Below are 19,539 nucleotides of genomic sequence, written 5' to 3' on the forward strand. Positions count from 1 at the left end.
ATGGCAGAAGGCTCTAAAGAATTGTATCCTAAAGATCTATCATTAACAAATTGCGACAAAGAGCCGATACACATAATTGGTAAAATTCAGGATCATGGGTACCTTCTGGTCTACGATGCATTTTCATTAAAGATTACTTATTGTAGTGAAAATGTATCGATAATTTTAAATACCCCTATTGAGAAAATCTTAGGAGCATCAATACATTCGTTTATAGAAGATGTACTTGTCTTAGATTTTAATAGTTTAGAAAAAAATACAAAGCTTGCACCTATAATCCTAAGTTTTAATACATCAGATTTTTTATTAATTGCCCATAAAAATGATGATTCTGTACTATTAGAATTTGAAGAATACACACAACCTTCAGATCCGTTTAATTATCAAATTCAGCTTTCTCAGATTGTTACAAAATTAAATGATATACGTGAGGAGCAACAGATGTGCGATGTTGCGGCAGATCTCATAAAACAATTTTATGCTTACGATAGGGTAATGATTTACCGGTTTGATGAGAATTGGGATGGTATTGTAGTTTCTGAAGCGAGAGAAGAAGAGTTAGAGTCCTGGCTGGGGTTGCGCTATCCGGCTTCAGATATTCCGAAACAGGCACGTGAATTATTTTTGAAGCAAGGTGTACGTATTATTTCTGATATACATAGTGAACCTGTCTCAATTTTAGCTTTAGAAGGTGAAGAACGTGAAAATCCTGTAGATCTTACTCTAAGCGAATTACGAAGTTCATCTCCTATTCATATTGAATATTTAAAAAATATGAATGTGGGTGCAACACTCACTGCAGCTATTGTTTCAAAAGGTAAATTATGGGGTTTAATCGCTTGCCATCATTATAAACCTAAGTTTATTAATTATTACGAGCGACAATCCTGTAATTTTTTAACGCAGGTGTTTTCAAATCAGCTTATACTGTCTGCTTCAAATACACTGCTACAAAAAGTAAACGCTTCTGCCGTTTTACGAAATACATTAATTGAGCAAATAACAAGAAACTGGGATATACGCGCAGGTTTAACAGGTGATAATTTAACACTATTAGATCTTACAGAAGCCACTGGTGCAGCTTTGTGTCTAGATGATGTAGTTTATCGTCTAGGAGAAGCTCCTGAAGAGGCTGAAGTTTTTGAAATAATAAAACATATTAGAACTCAAACTTCTGAAAATAGTTATGTCAATAATGCGTTTTCTTTAGATTTAAAGAGCACACCCGAAGTTGTAAAAAAGGCTTCTGGCGTATTATGTATGTTTATATCAAAGCTTCAAAATGATTGTTTAATTTGGTTTAAGCCCGAAAAAATAGCTACAGTAACATGGGGTGGTAATCCGGAGAAGGCGGCGCATGAAGAACATAATTTTAAAATTTCTCCACGTAAATCTTTTGAGAAATGGTCTGTAGAACAAAGAGGAAAATCAGAACCCTGGCAGGATTATGAGATTGCAGCTGCAGAGGCCTTAAGACAAAATATTTCCGAAATTATTTTAAAGCAGTATGAGGAGGTAAAGGCGCTTAATGAGAAACTTAGAAATGCCTATGAAGATTTAGAAACCTTTAGCTATAGTGTTGCTCACGATTTGAGAGCTCCTTTACGTGGTATAGATGGTTTTACTCAAATTCTGAAAGAGGATTATTACGATCAACTTGATGATTTTGGCAAATCTTCTATTGAAACTATTGTAGATTCTGCAAAAAATATGAATCAACTTATTGATAATATTTTAGAATTCTCAAGAGTGACGCAATATCAAATTAACCGTGAACCTTTAAATATAAAAGAACTTACAGAGGGAGTACTGAGTTTTTTAAATGTAAAACAGAATTACCCCAAAACACAAATTAGTATACAGTCTGATTTGCCGATAAGTTATGGAGATTATAATATGATAGCTCAGTTGCTTCAGAATCTATTAACTAATGCACTTAAATATACTGAGCATTCAGAACAACCATATATAGAATTAGGATCTGTAGAACTGGAAGAAAAGCAATTTTATTTTGTTAAAGATAATGGTATTGGTTTTGACCAGAAGCATGAGCACCGCATATTTAAATTATTTAATCGCCTTGTGGGTGATGAGTATGCGGGATCTGGCATAGGACTTACAATTGTAGAACGTATTATCAAAAAGCATCAAGGAGTGATTAAAGTAAAAAGTGCAGTAAATCAAGGAACTACTTTTTACTTTAACTTAGGATAAAAATAAATTTAGTGTACTCAAAACATATACTTTCAATAGAAGATAACAAAACAGATGTTGCGCTGATGAAGCGCATATTTAGCAAGCACGTACCCGATTATGAAATCACGTATATAAGTGATGGCGAAGAGGCAGTTTCTTATTTAGAAAGTAATACCTTCAAAAAAGCATTGCCAAAATTGATTCTTTTAGATATGAAAGTACCCCGAGTAGACGGGTTAGAGTTATTAAGAAAAATTAGGTCTCACGAAGAATATTTACATATCCCCGTCGTTATGTTAAGTTCTTCAGATTTACCTAACGATATTAAAGAAGCCTATGAAATAGGCGCAAATAGCTTTGTTGAAAAGCCTAAAAATTATGTGGATTTGTGTAAAGCATTACCTGTTTTAATACAATATTGGATTGTTTATAATAAATAATATGATAAAAGAACCTTTGCAGATTTTAATGGTTGAGGACAATCCTAGTGATAGTACTTTAATACGCCGCGAAATATCTAAAGTTGCTGAAAAAGCTACGATATCGGTCTGTAACAATTTAAGTGATTTTGAACTTGCTGTTGTTAACTTAAAGCCAGATCTCATACTGTCTGATTATAATTTACCTACATGTTCAGGATTAGAGGTTTTGGAGCTGGCTCAGAAACTTGCACCTTCTGTTACTTTTATTTTTATCACGGGAACAATTAATGACGAGGAGCTCGCAGCAGACACAATCCTTAATGGTGCGTCTGGCTATATACTAAAGAAAAACATAAGTACCCTGCATAAACGCCTAGAGCCCTATTTAAAAGCTATTAGTAACAACGGACCTTATATAAATCCTGTACGTCAGCGTATTTTAGAAAGTAAAAAGCTTGTTAGTGATATAGAACTGTTTTTAGAAAATTTTTCTAAAGAAAATATGTCTCACCGGGATGGAATGCAGAAAATACAAGAAGACCTTAAACGCCTTAAATTAGGATATGATTCTAAAACAGCTAAAGACCAGAACAGCGACGCTTCATAAAGAAACTGAAGAAAATAATCTTGCAAAATATATACTTGACCATAGCATAACAATAGAACAGTACCAGAGCTTACTTACTCAAAATTACAAAGCATATGTTACCCTTTCAGAGTTGTCTGAAAAACACATGAAATTAATTGATGATGATTTAAAAACCTTTGCTGATGCCCAAAAATCGGAAGCATTAAAGCGGGACTTAAAACAATTAAACGTAGCGATACCTGAAAAAATAAATCTTGAAATCCCAGAAAATATAAGTCCGTTTTTTTTGCTAGGAGTGCTTTATGTTGCTGAAGGTTCTATGATGGGGGGATTATTAATTAGAAAAAATCTCGAAGCGTGTACGAATCTGAAGTGTATTGAAGACCACCATTTTTTTGGTAAATCTGCTCCAGAAGTTCTTAATCGTTGGAAATCATTTACAGAAGCGGTAGAAACAAAAACCTATACAGATGCAGAGATTGATGAGGCTGTATCGGGAGCAAATTTTGCTTTTTCAGTATTTAAGCATTCGTATTAATCTACAAGCTTAGAGCACCTAAGCATACACGTTTTATTGTTTGCCAGTGTTGTAAAGAATAAATAGGTATCACCACCATCTTTTACTTTAAACTTTTCTCGTAGTGCATTGCTGGTTTCTTTAAAATTGCGTGTTGTAATGTGTGCTTTTGTATTTTTAATCTGCTTGCTAATTTCTTTTTTTGAATACGGTAATACCGAATCTATTTTAAAAACCCTTCCCGGGAAATTAACCTTATGGTTAGAGGTATATAAATGTGAGTTAGGAGCAAGTTTATCGAGGTTGTAATGGGCGCTAATCCAGTTGAATGCTCCTAATTTCATTACAGCAGCGTTGGGCTCATATAAGTAAGAGGAAGGCTCACCATAGTTTGCAACAGATTCGTATAGAGCACTTACATCTAAACTTATAGGTTGGTTATAGTTGCTTTCGAGATTTACGCTCACGAGCTTTACAGGTTTATTTACCGAATCTTTTCTTAAAATCCACAGTAGCTCTTTAACTTCATTTTTTAATGCGACAGCGTGAACTTCTGTGACATTTTTAAGTTCTTTTAAACCGGCACTAATATCAAGTAAGGGGCTGGTTTTAATAAGTACAGTTTCAGTTTTTTTAAACAAAAGAGATAAAGCTTCTGGGATATTAGGCTCACAGTCTTTAAGCATAAAAACTTTGCCTTTGAGATCACTTCTGCGAGAAGGGTCTGCATAAATCACATCGTACCGGTCTGTTGTATTTTCTAAATATTTCAGACTATCTTGTTTAACAACAGTAACATTAGATACGTTGAGTTTATCATAATTGTGAGTAGCGATAGTTGCGAGATCTTCATTAAGTTCACAATGTGTTACGCGTGCAAACTGCATACTTAGGTAGAAATCATCTATACCAAAACCACCTGTAAGATCTATCAGTTTATCACCTTTAAAAAGAGACGCTTTGTATTGGGCTGTAGGTTCTGATGAGGTCTGTTCTAAATTTAATTTAGGCGGAAAATAAATGCCTGCTGTTTTAGCCCAGGTAGGTAATTTAGTTTGTGCTTTTTGAAATCCTAAAACTTGCTGTGCCAGTTCCTGTATGTTAACGTCAGGGAAAGGGCTTCCGTTTAAAATTAAACGCGACACCTCTTCTTTTAAATTTGTTTTAATAAATTCTGAAACGTCTGGATCTAGAATGCGTTTATTCAAAAATTAGAGATTTTTAGTAAGCTTTTGAACAATTTTATATTCTGATAAAAACTCTTGAGCAACTACCTTTATTGCAGTGTACGTAGGTATTGCGACAACCATTCCTAAAATTCCAAATAATAAACCGGCTATAATTATTACCAGAAATATCTCTAACGGATGTGATTTTACGCTATTACCAAATATAAGCGGTTGATTAATAAAATTATCAATGAGCTGCGCAATACAGTAACCAATGAAAATGTAAATCATTTTAGGCAATATTACTGTTTCAAAATCTGCTGTAAAATAACCCGAAATAACGAGTAACATCATTACCCCACATCCTATAACAGGACCTATATAAGGAACAACATTAAGCATAGCGCAAAATAGAGCAATAGCAAATGCATTAGGGATTTGGAAACTAAATAAAAGAATAGAGTAAATGATAAATAGGATGAGTAATTGTAATAAAATCCCAATAAAATAACGGGACAGCAAATGCTTTGTTTTATGAAAAACGTGCTTAAATTTATTCTCTTCACCCTTGTTTGCAAATACTAAAAAGCTATCTAGTAAAAGCCTGCTGTCTTTTAGTAAGAAAAAAGAAATAAACGTCACAGAAAGTAGGCCTACAACCAGAGAACTGAAGTTGCCCAGAATACTGTTTATAAACGTTGGGATTACCGATATATCAAAGTTTTTTATAAATTCAGACTGCTTAAAACCCTCAATTAATGTAACCTGATCTACGCCCAGTGAACGGCTAAATTCTACATTGAGTCGGTTTACGTTATGCTGTACTTCTTCAAAGTTTATTTTGCTTATGTGTTCACTTTGATCTATCAAAATGGGTACAAAAATAGCTATAATACCTACGATAATACCCATTACAAAGAGTAGGGTAGTTATTGCTGCACCAATATCATTAAACCTTAATTTGGTTTTTAAAAATGTTACGATAGGTCTTCCTATTAAAGAAACCACTGCAGCAATTGCAATAAACATAATAACAGCCTGTACCTTATATAAAAACCAGAGAATTAATATGATACCGCCCACAATACCCAGAGCTCGCAGAATGCCGTATGCTATTATTTTAGATCTATCTTCCATTAAAGCCTGTTATTTATAAGAGTGTAAGCCGCTATAGCAGCTGCCTGAGCAACATTCATACTACTATTTTTACCATACATAGGTATGTAAATAGATTTATTCAATTTTGTAAGTACAGAAGCAGAAATCCCGTGTCGCTCATTCCCTAAAATTAAAGCGATTTTTTCATTTGCCTGCATATTAAAATCTGTCAAAGATATGCTGTTATTTGTAAGTTCTAAACCTAATAAGGTATAGTTTTCCTGCATAAGTTTTTCAAGAATCGTATCACAATCTGATGTCTGCGTATAAGGTACATACATTTCTGTAGATCGTGAAGTTCTTTTAAACCGTGAACTCTCAAAATTAATAGTACTATTACAAAAATAAAGGTGTTTTACTCCTAAAGCATCTGAAAGACGCATTAAACTTCCAGCATTTGCAGGACTAGAAATACCATCACAAATTAAAACCAAATCATGTGCCCCAGACTCACTTAATGTAGTGTTGTGCGTTAATTGCTCAGTTTTCAAAGACGTATTTTATGATATTAGCTCCCATCTTCAAGGCTTTTTCGTGTACAACTGCAGGGTCGTTATGAACTTCGGGATTCTCCCAGCCATCACCCAGATCGCTCTCTAAGGTATATAATAAAACCAGTCTACCTTCTCTAAATATCCCCAGTGCTTGTGGTCTTGTACCATCGTGCTCGTGAATTTTAGGCAGGCCTTTTTCAAAAGTATAAGCCACAGAAAATAGCGGGTGAGAAGCCGGTAATTCAATCAATTCTTCATCAGGATACAAGCGCTGCAGTTGGGGTCTTAAATATTGGTCTATTCCGTAGTTGTCATCTATGTGCAAAAATCCTCCGGCATTGAGATAGTTTCTTAAATTTAACAAGGCTTCATCAGAAAAGTACACATTTCCGTGGCCGGTCATGTGTACAAAAGGATATTGCATAATTCCGGGATCTGTTGCTTTTACAGTAGCAACCTTAGGATTTAAACGGGTACTAATATTTTGATTGCAAAACGAAACGAGATTAGGAACCGATGTAGGATTAGAATACCAGTCACCACCACCTTCATACTGTAGTACAGCTACTTGTTGAGCACTTACAGATGAAAACAGCGAGTAAATAAATAAACCTGTGATTAATAATCGGTACACGTAAAATTTGTTTTTAAATTGAAGAGCGAAATTAACTATTTTCTAGCCAAAAGACTATTGTATAAGATATTCATTATTGAGTATTTTATATGATAATTAAAAATAATTTTGCAAACAATAGCACATAAAATTTTTAATTATGGGGAACTCCACTGAAGCCTTATTAACTCAAATTACTCCTGTGCTTTATGTATCTGATGTACTAGAAGCGCTCGAGTTTTATCTTAAAAAATTAGGCTTCGATCTTGTTTTTATAGATGAAGAACGTAATCCTAATTATGCTGGCATTCGCCGAAATAAAATTACAATTCATTTCAAAAGGTTTGATCTAAATCACTTATATGACAATTCTAAGAATAGCACAATCATTAGGATACACGTTCAAACGATTGAAAAACTTTTTAAAGAATACAGGCTAATGTGCGTATTTAATAATCATACGTCATTAGAAGAAAAGCCCTGGGGTTCTCTAGAGTTTACCATTTACGATCCTTTTAAAAACGAATTGGTTTTTTACCAGATGATTTAGAGTAATTAAGCTTTTTCGGTTTGCTTTAAAGGTATTTGATGCTTTAATAAATCGTCAAAAGTCTCTCGCTCTCTAATTAAATGCGCTTCCCCGTCTAAGAATAATACTTCTGCAGGGCGGTATCTAGAATTGTAGTTGCTTGCCATGCTATAGCAATAAGCTCCTGCATTACTAAAAGCAAGCATATCACCTTCAGCAATCTCAGGGATTCTGCGATTAGTTGCAAAAGTATCTGTCTCACAGATATAACCTACAACCGAATAAAACCGCTCACGACCCAGCGGGTTGCTTATGTTGTGAATCTCGTGTTGACTGCCGTAAAGCATAGGACGTATTAAGTGATTAAAACCACTATCTACCTGAGCAAAAACAGTTGAAGTTGTTTGTTTAACTACATTTACGTTTACTAAGAATTTGCCGGCCTCACTTACCAAAAATTTACCAGGCTCAAAGACAAGTGTTAATGGTTTACCGTATGATTTAGCAAAATTATTGAATCGGGTAGATAGTTTATCGCCCAGTTCTTCAATATCGGTTTCAATATCACCCGTTTTATAAGGCACTTTAAAGCCGCTTCCGAAGTCTAAAAATTCAAGATCCTTAAAGTCTTTTGCAGTGTCAAAAAGAATTTCTGCTGCGTGAAGAAAAACATCAATATCAAGAATATCACTACCGGTATGCATGTGAATACCGTTAATATTCATTTTTGTGTTTTCAACTATACGTAGTAAATGAGGAATTTGATGTATACTAATACCAAATTTACTATCTATATGACCTACTGAAATATTAGAGTTTCCGCCGGCCATAACGTGTGGATTTATACGTATACAAACCGGAGTGTTAGGGTGTTTAGTGCCAAATTGTTCTAGGATAGAAAGGTTATCTATATTAATCTGAACACCCATTTTATCTACTTCTTCCAGTTCGCTTAATGAAACACCGTTAGGAGTAAACATAATTTTAGAAGGGTCTATACCTGCAGCAAGACCTAGTCGTACCTCTTGAATACTTACCGTGTCAAGACCTGCACCATAGCTATGTATGAGTTGGAGTATAGCTAAATTAGATAGTGCTTTAACAGCATAGTTAATACGCAGTTCCTTTACCTTTTTAAAAGCACTGGTTAATCTGTTGTATTGAGATTCTATTTTAGCGGCATCATAAACGTAAACAGGGCTGCCGAATTCTTTAGCAATTGCTAAAAGATTTTGATTGGTCATAACTATATAGACTTTAAGCGTACAAATCTAATATAGAATATCTACTTAAGCACTTTACCAGACTAAAAAATGATAAATCTATAATAGAAATACCGAAAATTTATTTTTTGCAGGGTATTTACCTAAATTCACAAGAAAAAAAATAGTTATGACAACGACTTTAGCAATGTTTCCATTAGAAATGGTTGTTTTTCCCCACGAGCGACTTGCCTTGCATATTTTTGAAGACCGCTATCAACAACTTATAAACGACTGTGAAGATAAGGAAATCACCTTTGGAGTACCCGCATATATAAATCGCAAGATGGCTTACGGTACCGAAGTGCGATTAGAAAAGATTGAAAAGAAATACTTAACCGGAGCGAGTGATGTGGTTTGCAGAGGATTACGTGTCTTTAAAATCATAGACTTTCAGGCAACATTAGAAGACCGGTTATACGCCGGCGCAGAAGTAACATATAGAGAAGATTACAAAGATGGTTCAGTTAGGCAGAAAGACCATTTTATTAACCTGGTGCAACGTTTATATGCTGTTCTCGAAGTTGATTTCCCACATATTGTATATGAGGAGATTACGAGTTATAGTTTTGCGCACAAACTGGGTTTATCTTTAAGACAAGAACTTCATCTATTAAGGATGATGCGTGAGTCTGATCGTTATATTTATTTAATAGACCACTTAACCGTAACCATACCTGTAATCGAGGAGATTAACCGCACCAGACAACTCATAGAACTTAACGGTCATTTTAAAAACTTTAATCCGTTAGATTTTACAGACTATACCCTGGGGGAAATAGATTAGTATCTACAGGACGAAATCCCAAGTATTTTACTAGTAGGGTTTGCCTTAAAATACTTATTTTTGCTCTGCAAAATTCAAATACATAGAAACGCCTGATTATGAATCTACACGAATATCAAGGAAAAGAAATACTAAATAGTTTTGGAGTGCGCATTCAGCGCGGTAAAGTTGCTAGCAGTCCGGCAGAAGCCGTTGAAGCTGCAAAAAAACTTACTGAAGAAACAGGTACCGGATGGCACGTAATTAAAGCTCAGGTACACGCCGGTGGTAGAGGAAAAGGTGGTGGAGTAAAACTTGCTAAAAATTTACAAGAGGTTGAGAAAATCGCAGGAGACATTTTAGGAATGCACCTGGTAACTCCTCAAACATCTGCAGAAGGTAAACTTGTACATCAGATTTTAGTTGCTGAAGATGTCTATTACCCTGGTGATAGCGAGCCGGAAGAATATTATATGTCTGTACTTTTAAACAGAGGAACAGGTAGAAATATGATTATGTATTCTACAGAGGGTGGAATGGATATCGAAGAAGTAGCAGAAAAAACACCACATCTTATATACACTGAAGAAGTAGACCCTGCTGCAGGATTATTACCTTTTCAGGCAAGACGTATCGCATTTAATTTAGGTTTAAGCGGGACTGCATTTAAAGAAATGACAAAGTTTGTAACTGCGCTTTACAAAGCGTATTCAGATTCTGACTCATCTTTATTTGAGATCAACCCGGTTTTAAAAACAAGTGACGACAAGATACTTGCTGTTGATGCTAAAGTTTCTTTAGATGACAACGCGTTATACCGTCACAAAGATTACGCAGCAATGCGTGATACTCGCGAAGAAAACCCTGTAGAAGTAGAAGCTAAAGAAGTAGGTCTTAACTATGTTGATCTTGACGGTAACGTAGGATGTATGGTTAACGGTGCAGGTCTTGCAATGGCAACTATGGATTTAATTAAGCAAGCGGGTGGTGAGCCTGCAAACTTTCTTGACGTAGGTGGTACTGCAGATGCAGAACGTGTTGAAACGGCATTTAAATTAATTCTTAAAGATCCTAACGTAAAAGCAATTTTGGTTAATATCTTTGGAGGTATTGTACGTTGCGATCGTGTAGCTCAAGGTATAGTAGATGCTTATAAAAATATGGGGACTATAAATGTGCCTATCATTGTACGTCTTCAAGGAACAAACGCAGATATCGCTAAAGAACTAATAGACAATAGCGGTCTAGATGTTCAAAGTGCAATACAATTTCAAGAAGCAGCAGATAAAGTACAAAAGGTACTTGCTAATTTATAGAGTTTTAAAATTTAGATTCGAAAAAAGGCTCTCCATTTGGAGAGCCTTTTTTTGTTTTTATAATATATTGAAAATCAAAGTGCTGTAAGTAGATTAATTGATTTAGTGATTGTTTTAAAAGACTGATTATCAAGTTTTAAATACGTTAACGTCGTGTTAAAATAGGTCAGACACTGTAACTCAATTACGTTTGAAGCGTCTTTTAAGTATCAATCAAAAATCAAACATTATGAATTATTTTAAGACAATCGCATTAGCAGGATTAATCGTTTTTAGCAGTGTTTTGCACGCAAACGTACCAGAACCTACAAACCCGGTAAAGAAAATTACTAGTGAAGCTGTAAAGGCTTCCATGAATAAAGAACTGGGTGCTTTATTAACAGAATCAAAGATAAAATTAGAGCAAACCGTTTCTGCAACTGTTTCGTTCACAATTAATAGCAACAGCGAGGTAGTTGTTCTTGATGTGGAAACAGAAAATGCACAGGTTGAACAGTTTATTCAAAACAGATTAAATTATAAAAAAATCAAAGCAAATGCTTTAAAAGGACAGACCTATCATCTACCGGTCGTTTTAGAAAGTAGATTATAGACAAAAATTTTGTTTAGTTAGGGGAATGAGCTCGGCTGTTAAGTCGGGCTTTTTCTTTATTAAGAATTTATAATAAATTAATATTCAATGACTTAAAAAGTTAAAACTATGTTAACGGTTGTTTTTAACTGTAACTCTCGGGTTTTCTGATTGTCTTTATATTATCAATCAAAAAATCAAATATCATGAAATCAATCAAAATTTTTATGCTTGCAATTGCAATCATTAGCGGAAGTGTTTTAAAAGCAAACACAGTAGATCCTACTAAGCCGGTAGGTAAGACTACCAGTAAAGAAGCAAAAGCTTCTATGAACAAACAGTTAATACATTTATTAACTGATGCGACTTTCAAAGTAAATGAAGAGACAGTTATACAAATTTCATTTACCGTTAACAAAGATAATGAGATTGTAGTTCTCGATGTATCCTCAGAAGATTCTGTTATTAGAACTGCTATTCAAAATAGGTTAAACTATAATAAATTGACCGCAGAGGTTATAAAAGGGCAAACTTATTTTTTACCCTTACGTTTAGTAGTTAACAATTAGTGAGACTCATTTTTAAATCTTAGAACCGACTTAATTGTCGGTTTTTTTATGCGTTATTTTCTGGGGTGATATTCATTCATTACCTGAGTAAGATGGGTGCGGTCTATATGCATATAAATTTCGGTAGTTGTAATACTCTCGTGTCCCAGCATTAATTGTATTGCGCGTAAATCTGCCCCGTTTTGCAAAAGATGTGTTGCGAAAGAATGTCTAAACGTATGCGGACTAATAGTTTTTTGAATACCAGCAATTGTAGTGTGTTGCTTTACAATTGTAAAAATCATAGCGCGCGTAAGTTGGGCGCCTCTTCTATTCAGAAAGAGTATGTTTTTATATTCGGGTTTAGGATTTTCGTGAATACGTATTTGATCTTTATATATGTTTATGTAACGCTGCGTAATAGGCGCAATAGGTACAAAGCGTTGTTTGTCTCCTTTTCCGGTAACGAGTATATAGCCTTCATCAAAAAACAAATCAGACAATTTAAGATTTAATAATTCAGAAACGCGCAAACCACAGCCGTATAGCGTTTCTAAAATTGCTCTGTTGCGTTCTCCCTGCGGAAGACTTAAATCTACTGCATCAATAATACTATTTACTTCATCTTCAGAAAGTGTATCGGGTAGTTTTCGCCCTATTTTAGGAGATTCAATAAGATCTGTAGGATTGTCTTTGCGATAATCTTCAAAAACGAGATAATCAAAATAGCCTTTTAATCCTGATATTAAACGAGATTGTGAGGCTGCGTTAAGTTCTTTCGCAGCAGTATATATAAATTGCTGTAAATGTTCTTTAGTAATATTTATGGGGTTTGCTTCAGTATTAGAAAAAGTTAACCAGTCAATTAATTTCTGAATATCAAACGCATAGTTAATAATAGAATTTTCAGAAAGGCCACGCTCTAGCTTTAGGTATATTTTGTAATCTGTTAAGGATTTTTGCCAATTCATTAATTCTGATGTACTCTTTGGGAGTTATTTAAATAATATTTAATTATCTGTTAAGATTCTTCAGTCAAAAGACCTAGTAGATTTGTCTCAAATTTAAAACTTATCATTATGAAAAAATTATTTATTGCAGCAATAGTATTTGTAACCGGATCTTCAGCAATGATGGCACAGAGTAGCCTTGCATTTGGTGTTAAAGGTGGTGTAAACTTCTCAAACTTCACAGGTGATGGTAGTGACGGTTTTGACGACGATAGTGCCAGAACATCTTTCAATTTAGGAGCTGTTCTTGAAATTCCTGTAACTGAAAAATTTGCAGTACAGCCAGAAGTTGTGTATTCTGGTCAGGGTTTTGATTTGGTTCAACGAGATAATGAGCAGGATACAGAATTTCAACTAAACTATATTAATGTACCAGTGCTGGCGAAGCTATACTTAGTTCAGGGACTTTATGTTGAAGCAGGTCCACAAATAGGTTTTTTAGTAGACAGTAAAATTGATGGTCCTAACGGTAGTATTGATATTGATGAAGATAACTTTAATGATATTGATTTTGCAGGAGCAGTAGGAGTAGGTTATAAGTTTGACGGAGGCTTATTTTTAAACGCACGTTACACTCAAGGTTTCTCTGATGTGTATGACAATGGAAACAATGTTGATACTGATTTTCTAGATGCTAAGAATGGTGTATTTTCTGCATCACTTGGTTTTAGCTTTAATTAAAAGATTAAAATATATAAAATTTAAAGCCCCGCATTGCGGGGCTTTATTTTTGAAATAATCCTGAGTTTAGTTTTGTTAACATATTTTAACACTAAAAATAAAATGTAGCTTAATCACAATAAATTGCAAGATTATGTGAGTCAATATTTTAAATGGATCTTAAGTACCCTAAATAACGGCCAAAAATCCTTAAATCACACAAAGTCAAAACCTTCTGTTTTTAAAAGTAAACAGCTTGCCAATTGGCAATTATTTAGATAAAATTAGAGAAGTCTTAGCATTCGTTAGGCCTTGTAGAATATAGCTTTGCAGCGAAATATAAACAACAAACAATTTATGAAAAAGCTAATTTTAATTGCAAGTTTTATCGCTTTAGGAACAACCGCAGCTAAAGCTCAAGAGTCATTTCAATTTGGTGTAAAAGGTGGGGTTAACTTTGCAAATATTGCAGGTGATGATTCTAACGATCCAGATTCAAGAACTGCGTTTTATGCAGGTCTGGTAGCTGAGTTACCTATCTCTGAAAAATTCTCTCTTCAACCAGAGGTAATCTATTCTGCACAGGGAGCAACAATTGCTACTATAGATCAGGATAATATTTTTGATGTTGATGATAACACAGAATATCAGTTAGATTACATTCAGGTACCTTTAATGGCTAAGATTTATTTAGTAGATGGTTTGAGCCTACAGGCAGGACCTTCTTTTAACTTTTTAGTTAATGAGGAAATTGATTATGAGCCAACTAATAATGGTGGTGATGTAAATATCGTAGATGGTGCAAATGATTTCGAATTTGGTACTGCAGCAGGTTTAGAATATAAATTTGATAGCGGTTTATTCATTCAAGGCCGTTACACTAGAGGATTTACTAAAATTTACGATAACGTAAATGCATACAACTATGCAATACAGGCAGGCGTAGGTTTTGTATTCTAAAAAACGCTTAAACTAACCAACTATTTAAAAGCTCCACCTGTGTGGGGCTTTTTTTATTATTTAGATTAATAATTTATTGTAAATATAAAATTCTGATTATTAATATTTTAATAATTTATTTGTACTAAATATAATTGAGGTTTAACTATTATATTAGTTGAATTATTATTTTAGCAGAAACAAATAAACTTTTTTAATGAAAAAAATTACATTTATTCTATTGTTTGCCTTATCGGCATTATCAGTATCTGCGCAAGAAACTAAATTTGGTTTTACAGGAGGTTTCTTAAACGCGGAAGTTGAAATTAGCGCAGACAATCAAGGGTCGATTTCAGAATCGGACTCCGGGTTTTATGTAGGAGCACTTGCAGACATTGACCTTAATGGTTCACTTCATTTACAACCAGAAGTATTATATGGAAATATTAACGATGCTAGCGTCTTATTTATTCCTGTTTTATTAAAATATTATATCTCAGAATCTAACTTTAATATTATGGCAGGACCTCAGGCTACTATAGACCTAGAAGAGGGAGATGAGGGATATAACGAATTAGGAATTGATGCCAGTTTTGGTGTAGGTTATGACATTACTGACAACTTTTTCATTGACGCGAGATATAGTCTTGAATTAACCAATCGTATTGGCGATGTGCAAGGAATACCTGAAGATTATAAAGGAAAGATTAATACACTTCAAATAGGAGTAGGGTACAAGTTTTAGTTTTTGAAAACAATTTAAAAAGCTCCTTAAAGGAGCTTTTTTTGTATAAATGATGTTTAAACAATAATTCAAAAATTCTAATATGCAAAGAACTATTTTTTACTTAGTATTTTTACTTTCATCCTTTTCACTAAGCGCTCAAGATTTCAAATTTGATATTAATGCTGGGTATTTGCTGGCTACAACACGATTTCAAGTAGATCTAAATCAACTCAATATCTTTACTCCTAATGATCCCTTTATACAAAATGGTGATTTAGATGAAACTAATTCTGAAAGCGGTTTTTTTATAGGCTTGGGAGGACAATTGCGTTTTTCTGAAAAAGTGGGTTTAACCGGGCATATTAATTACGCATCCTATGCCGAATCAAGCTATTTTCAAATACCTGTTTTGTTGAATTATTATTTGGGTGATAGCGGATTGAATATTCAGGCAGGACCACAGTTTTCTTATATATTAGAAGACTTGAGTGTTTTTGAAGATGACATCAATAAGTTAAATATAGGAGCTGGTGCAGGATTAGGATATGATTTTACTGAAAATCTATTTTTAGAAGCACGCTATATCTTTCAATTGAATGATTATTTTAAAATTGATAATGCACCCAAAATAAAAACCAATTACTTGAATTTAGGATTAGGTTATCGGTTTTAGTATTCTTTGAATTTGAAGGAAACGGCTATATTTGAATCACAAATAAAATCAATGGCAAAAGAACTCAAAATACTCATCATAAACGGTCCCAATCTTAATCTTTTAGGCAAACGCGAACCCGATGTTTATGGAAATCAATCGTTTGGAGATTATTTTTCTACGCTTCAGTTTCAGTTTAAAGAAACTGAGCTTTCCTATTTTCAATCAAATAGTGAAGGAGATTTAATTTCAAAAATTCAGGAGGCAGATGGTGTTTTTGATGGTATTGTTTTAAACGCAGCAGCATATACGCATACTTCGGTAGGTATAGGTGATGCAATTGCGGCGGTTTCTGTACCGGTTGTAGAAGTGCATATTTCTAATACGTTTGCACGTGAGTCTTTCCGACATCATTCGTATATTTCTAAAAATGCTGCAGGAATCATCGTAGGTTTTGGTCTTAAAAGTTACGAGTTGGCAATTAAATCTTTTTTATAATTCAATTTGAAACAGGCTTATTTTAACTGGAGTAGTGGTAAAGATTCTGCTTTTGCGTTTTACAAAATCCTGGAGCAACAAGAATTTAAAATCACAAAGCTGGTGACGACATTAAATTCTGATTTAGATCGTGTTTCTATGCACGGCCTGCGGGAAGAGCTGTTAGACCTTCAGGCGGAAAGCCTGGGATTACCACTTGAGAAAATTCTGCTTTCAGGCAACGTGAGCATGTCTGAATATTCTAAAATTCTGGGAGATGCCGCTGAAGCATTAGTAGCAGCAGGAAATACGCATAGTATTTTTGGAGATATTTTTCTTGAAGATTTAAAAGCCTATCGCGAGGAGCAACTTGAGAAAGCGGGTTTAAAAGCTGTTTTTCCGCTTTGGCAACAGGACACAGAAGCACTTATTAATGAGTTTATTGATTTGGGTTTTAAAGCCATTACGGTTTGCGTAAATGCTAAACTTCTTGATGAGTCGTTTGTAGGGCGTGTGATTGATAAACAATTTATTGAAGATTTACCAGCAGGTGTTGATCCCTGTGGAGAGAATGGCGAGTTTCACACTTTTGTCTATGATGGGCCTATTTTTAAAACTCCAATTGATTTTAGCATAGGTGAAAAAGTGTTACGCGGTTATGAACCCTCAGAAAATGATGATGATAATTGCTTTTCTGATGATCAAAAATCCTGGGATACTAAATTTTTGTTTTGTGATTTAATACCGGTTTAGTTTCAAATAACTAGTTTGATCACATTTCGATAAGCTTAAAATGATACTAAAACTATAGCAAATAAAAAATCCTGTAACTCTTAGATGAGTTACAGGATTTTTAGTTTTATATAAAGTCTAATGTCTATAAGTGTATCACTTCATCGTAAGCAGCAGCAACAGCTTCCATCACGGCCTCACTCATCGTAGGGTGTGGGTGTATAGCTTTTAATACTTCATGACCGGTAGTTTCTAGCTTGCGTCCTAAAACTGCTTCCGCAATCATATCGGTAACGCCGGCACCTATCATATGACAGCCTAACCACTCCCCATATTTCGCATCAAAAATCACTTTTACAAAGCCATCTTTGTTACCTGAAGCACTTGCTTTACCAGATGCAGAGAATGGAAATTTACCTATTTTAAGTTCGTAACCAGCCTCTTTAGCTTGTTTTTCGGTCATACCTACAGATGCGATTTCCGGTGATGCATATGTACAACCTGGGATGTTTCCGTAGTCTAATTTTTCAACATGCATTCCTGCAAGTTTTTCAACACAAAGAATCCCTTCTGCAGAAGCAACGTGTGCTAATGCAGGTCCTGGTGTGATGTCACCTATTGCATAATAACCCGGCATATTTGTTTGATACCAGTCATTTACAATCACTTTATCTTTATCAGTAATAATACCTACATCTTCAAGGCCTATACCTTCAATGTTAGTTTTAATACCCACAGCAGAAAGGATGATATCTGCTTGTAGTTTTTCTTCTCCTTTAGCTGTCTTTACAGTTGCAACCACGCCATCGCCAGAAGTATCAACAGACTCTACAGAAGAGTTGGTCATTATTTTAATACCGGTCTTTTTAAGACTGCGTTCAAATTGTTTAGAAACTTCTTCATCTTCAACAGGAACGATATTTGGCATAAACTCAACGATAGTAACTTCGGTTCCCATAGAATTGTAGAAGCTACCAAATTCGCAACCTATAGCGCCAGATCCTACTATGATCATACTCTTGGGTTGCTCTTTTAAGGTCATTGCCTCACGGTATCCAATTACTTTTTTACCGTCTTGTGGTAAGCTAGGTAACTCGCGAGAGCGAGCACCGGTAGCGATTATAATATTATCAGCACTATATTCTGTACCGTCAACGTCAATTTTTTTACCTGGTTTTAGTTTACCAAAACCGTTAATAACGTCAATTTTATTTTTCTTCATTAAGAATTGAACTCCTTTGCTCATTCCTTCTGCTACACCGCGGCTACGTTTAACTACGGCATCAAAATCTTTATCTGCACCTTCTACTTTTAGACCGTAGTCTTCAGCATGTTTAAGATATTCAAAAACCTGTGCACTTTTTAGAAGGGCTTTAGTAGGGATACAACCCCAGTTTAAACAAACACCTCCAAGGCTTTCTTTTTCTACAATAGCGGTTTTAAAACCTAATTGTGAAGCACGAATAGCTGTAACATAACCACCGGGTCCACTTCCTAAGACAATAATATCGTATTTACTCATAGTTATCAGTGAAATTTGAAGCGACAAATTTACACATAAAAAGCCTAAAAAACGAACCGGAACTTCTCTGGATTTACGCGTTGTTTTATAGCTGCAATCGGTGCTTAATTTCCTGTTGTAAGTGTGGGATTACATCGGTTAAAAACCATTTGTTTTTATTAATCCAGAAATGGTTAACAGGCGAGGGGTGAGGTAGTACAAAATAATTAGGCAGGTAGCTTTCAAAATTTTGAATACGCTTTGTAAGGGTAAGCTTGTCTTGTAAATAATAGCTTTGCGCGTGGTTACCTATTAAAATATAAAGTGGATTTTCTTCAAATTTTTCTACAACCTGCTGATGCCATAGTGGAGCACACTCGGGTCTGGGAGGCAAATCACCGGTTTTACTCTTTCCTGGAAAACAAAAGCCTAAAGGCAGAATGGCAAAATTATCTGCATTGTAGAAAAGTTCTTCATCAACGTCTAACCATTCGCGAAGACGTCGCCCACTGGGATCATCCCAGGCAATAGATTTCTCATGAGCGATTCTTCCTGGCGCCTGACTTGCTAAAATTATTTTACTTTTTGGCGAAGCCGAAATGATGGGGTTGGCACCTAAAGGCAAAAAAGGCTTACAAACGGTACAATTGCGTATTTCCGTGAGTAAGCCTTTCATAAAATTTATTTAATA

Annotated in this window: 23 protein-coding genes; 15 read left to right on the forward strand and 8 right to left on the reverse strand. The window is 34.7% G+C overall.

Going from position 1 to position 19,539, the window contains the following annotated elements:
- The 4 genes from P164_RS01970 to P164_RS01985 are packed head-to-tail and all read left to right on the forward strand — an operon-like array spanning window position 1 to window position 3,745.
- Window positions 1-2,214 carry an ATP-binding protein gene (locus P164_RS01970; RefSeq protein ID WP_028374806.1) on the forward strand — a complete coding sequence of 738 codons (2,214 nt, stop codon included), beginning with the start codon at window positions 1-3 and terminating at the stop codon, window positions 2,212-2,214.
- Between the two features lie 11 nt (window positions 2,215-2,225).
- Window positions 2,226-2,636: a response regulator gene (locus P164_RS01975; protein WP_028374807.1), complete on the forward strand. Its 411-nt coding sequence runs from the start codon at window positions 2,226-2,228 to the stop codon at window positions 2,634-2,636.
- 1 nt (window position 2,637) lies between these two features.
- Complete coding sequence (locus P164_RS01980; protein WP_125411734.1) at window positions 2,638-3,225, forward strand: response regulator; 588 nt, start codon at window positions 2,638-2,640, stop codon at window positions 3,223-3,225.
- Window positions 3,182-3,745 carry a biliverdin-producing heme oxygenase gene (locus P164_RS01985; RefSeq protein WP_028374808.1) on the forward strand — a complete coding sequence of 188 codons (564 nt, stop codon included), beginning with the start codon at window positions 3,182-3,184 and terminating at the stop codon, window positions 3,743-3,745. The genes P164_RS01980 and P164_RS01985 overlap by 44 nt, the downstream gene beginning before the upstream one ends.
- On the opposite strand, the gene P164_RS01990 is transcribed toward P164_RS01985, so the two are convergent.
- From P164_RS01990 to P164_RS02005, 4 genes are read right to left on the reverse strand one after another with little or no spacing between them, the layout of a single operon-like run.
- Window positions 3,742-4,932: a class I SAM-dependent methyltransferase gene (locus P164_RS01990; RefSeq protein WP_028374809.1), complete on the reverse strand. Its 1,191-nt coding sequence runs from the start codon at window positions 4,930-4,932 to the stop codon at window positions 3,742-3,744. The genes P164_RS01985 and P164_RS01990 overlap by 4 nt on opposite strands.
- Before the next feature lie 3 nt (window positions 4,933-4,935).
- Window positions 4,936-6,030: an AI-2E family transporter gene (locus tag P164_RS01995; protein ID WP_028374810.1), complete on the reverse strand. Its 1,095-nt coding sequence runs from the start codon at window positions 6,028-6,030 to the stop codon at window positions 4,936-4,938.
- The gene (locus P164_RS02000; protein ID WP_028374811.1) at window positions 6,030-6,542 is read right to left on the reverse strand and encodes a TrmH family RNA methyltransferase; all 513 of its coding nucleotides are present in this window, start codon (window positions 6,540-6,542) and stop codon (window positions 6,030-6,032) included. Before P164_RS02000 ends, P164_RS01995 begins: the two co-directional genes overlap by 1 nt.
- Window positions 6,532-7,164 carry a DUF4159 domain-containing protein gene (locus tag P164_RS02005; protein WP_035899479.1) on the reverse strand — a complete coding sequence of 211 codons (633 nt, stop codon included), beginning with the start codon at window positions 7,162-7,164 and terminating at the stop codon, window positions 6,532-6,534. Before P164_RS02005 ends, P164_RS02000 begins: the two co-directional genes overlap by 11 nt.
- 154 nt (window positions 7,165-7,318) lie before the next feature.
- Between P164_RS02005 and P164_RS02010 the strand changes: the two genes are divergently transcribed.
- The gene (locus P164_RS02010; protein ID WP_028374813.1) at window positions 7,319-7,708 is read left to right on the forward strand and encodes a glyoxalase superfamily protein; all 390 of its coding nucleotides are present in this window, start codon (window positions 7,319-7,321) and stop codon (window positions 7,706-7,708) included.
- Window positions 7,709-7,713: 5 nt separating this feature from the next.
- Here the strand turns inward: P164_RS02010 and lysA are convergent, their stop codons facing one another.
- Entirely contained in the window at window positions 7,714-8,931 is a 1,218-nt protein-coding gene (lysA, locus tag P164_RS02015; protein WP_028374814.1) for a diaminopimelate decarboxylase, read from the reverse strand.
- Between the two features lie 148 nt (window positions 8,932-9,079).
- On the opposite strand from lysA, the gene P164_RS02020 reads away from it, so the two are divergent.
- The 4 genes from P164_RS02020 to P164_RS02035 all read left to right on the forward strand — a co-directional run bounded on the left by P164_RS02020 (window position 9,080) and on the right by P164_RS02035 (window position 12,171).
- Window positions 9,080-9,736 (forward strand): LON peptidase substrate-binding domain-containing protein, encoded by a 657-nt coding sequence (locus tag P164_RS02020; protein ID WP_028374815.1) that lies wholly within the window; start codon window positions 9,080-9,082, stop codon window positions 9,734-9,736.
- Between the two features lie 98 nt (window positions 9,737-9,834).
- Window positions 9,835-11,031, forward strand: a complete 1,197-nt coding sequence (sucC, locus tag P164_RS02025; protein ID WP_028374816.1) for an ADP-forming succinate--CoA ligase subunit beta — start codon at window positions 9,835-9,837, stop codon at window positions 11,029-11,031.
- Window positions 11,032-11,260: 229 nt separating this feature from the next.
- Window positions 11,261-11,623 (forward strand): hypothetical protein, encoded by a 363-nt coding sequence (locus P164_RS02030; protein ID WP_028374817.1) that lies wholly within the window; start codon window positions 11,261-11,263, stop codon window positions 11,621-11,623.
- Window positions 11,624-11,808: 185 nt separating this feature from the next.
- Window positions 11,809-12,171, forward strand: coding sequence for a hypothetical protein (locus tag P164_RS02035; protein ID WP_035899300.1), 363 nt, complete (start codon window positions 11,809-11,811; stop codon window positions 12,169-12,171).
- A gap of 53 nt (window positions 12,172-12,224) precedes the next feature.
- Here the strand turns inward: P164_RS02035 and P164_RS02040 are convergent, their stop codons facing one another.
- On the reverse strand, window positions 12,225-13,121 hold the full coding sequence (locus P164_RS02040) for a site-specific tyrosine recombinase (protein ID WP_028374818.1): 897 nt from the start codon (window positions 13,119-13,121) through the stop codon (window positions 12,225-12,227).
- A gap of 108 nt (window positions 13,122-13,229) precedes the next feature.
- Between P164_RS02040 and P164_RS02045 the strand changes: the two genes are divergently transcribed.
- The 6 genes from P164_RS02045 (at window position 13,230) to P164_RS02070 (ending at window position 17,368) form a co-directional block, all read left to right on the forward strand.
- Window positions 13,230-13,841, forward strand: coding sequence for a porin family protein (locus P164_RS02045; protein ID WP_028374819.1), 612 nt, complete (start codon window positions 13,230-13,232; stop codon window positions 13,839-13,841).
- A 336-nt stretch (window positions 13,842-14,177) separates the two neighbouring features.
- Complete coding sequence (locus P164_RS02050) at window positions 14,178-14,780, forward strand: porin family protein (RefSeq protein WP_028374820.1); 603 nt, start codon at window positions 14,178-14,180, stop codon at window positions 14,778-14,780.
- 196 nt (window positions 14,781-14,976) lie between these two features.
- A complete protein-coding gene (locus tag P164_RS02055; RefSeq protein WP_028374821.1) occupies window positions 14,977-15,504 on the forward strand; it encodes an outer membrane beta-barrel protein in 528 nt (175 codons plus the stop codon).
- 82 nt (window positions 15,505-15,586) lie between these two features.
- Entirely contained in the window at window positions 15,587-16,159 is a 573-nt protein-coding gene (locus P164_RS02060; RefSeq protein ID WP_035899302.1) for a porin family protein, read from the forward strand.
- A gap of 51 nt (window positions 16,160-16,210) precedes the next feature.
- A complete protein-coding gene (gene aroQ / locus P164_RS02065; protein WP_028374822.1) occupies window positions 16,211-16,636 on the forward strand; it encodes a type II 3-dehydroquinate dehydratase in 426 nt (141 codons plus the stop codon).
- Between the two features lie 6 nt (window positions 16,637-16,642).
- Window positions 16,643-17,368: a diphthine--ammonia ligase gene (locus P164_RS02070; protein WP_028374823.1), complete on the forward strand. Its 726-nt coding sequence runs from the start codon at window positions 16,643-16,645 to the stop codon at window positions 17,366-17,368.
- 124 nt (window positions 17,369-17,492) lie between these two features.
- Here the strand turns inward: P164_RS02070 and lpdA are convergent, their stop codons facing one another.
- Both lpdA and P164_RS02080 read right to left on the reverse strand, forming a co-directional pair.
- On the reverse strand, window positions 17,493-18,869 hold the full coding sequence (gene lpdA / locus P164_RS02075) for a dihydrolipoyl dehydrogenase (protein WP_035899303.1): 1,377 nt from the start codon (window positions 18,867-18,869) through the stop codon (window positions 17,493-17,495).
- Between the two features lie 85 nt (window positions 18,870-18,954).
- A complete protein-coding gene (locus P164_RS02080) occupies window positions 18,955-19,524 on the reverse strand; it encodes a uracil-DNA glycosylase family protein (RefSeq protein WP_028374825.1) in 570 nt (189 codons plus the stop codon).
- Window positions 19,525-19,539: the final 15 nt, after the last annotated feature.

Origin of the sequence: Leeuwenhoekiella sp. MAR_2009_132 (assembly GCF_000687915.1) — a bacterium.
GTDB lineage: Bacteria > Bacteroidota > Bacteroidia > Flavobacteriales > Flavobacteriaceae > Leeuwenhoekiella.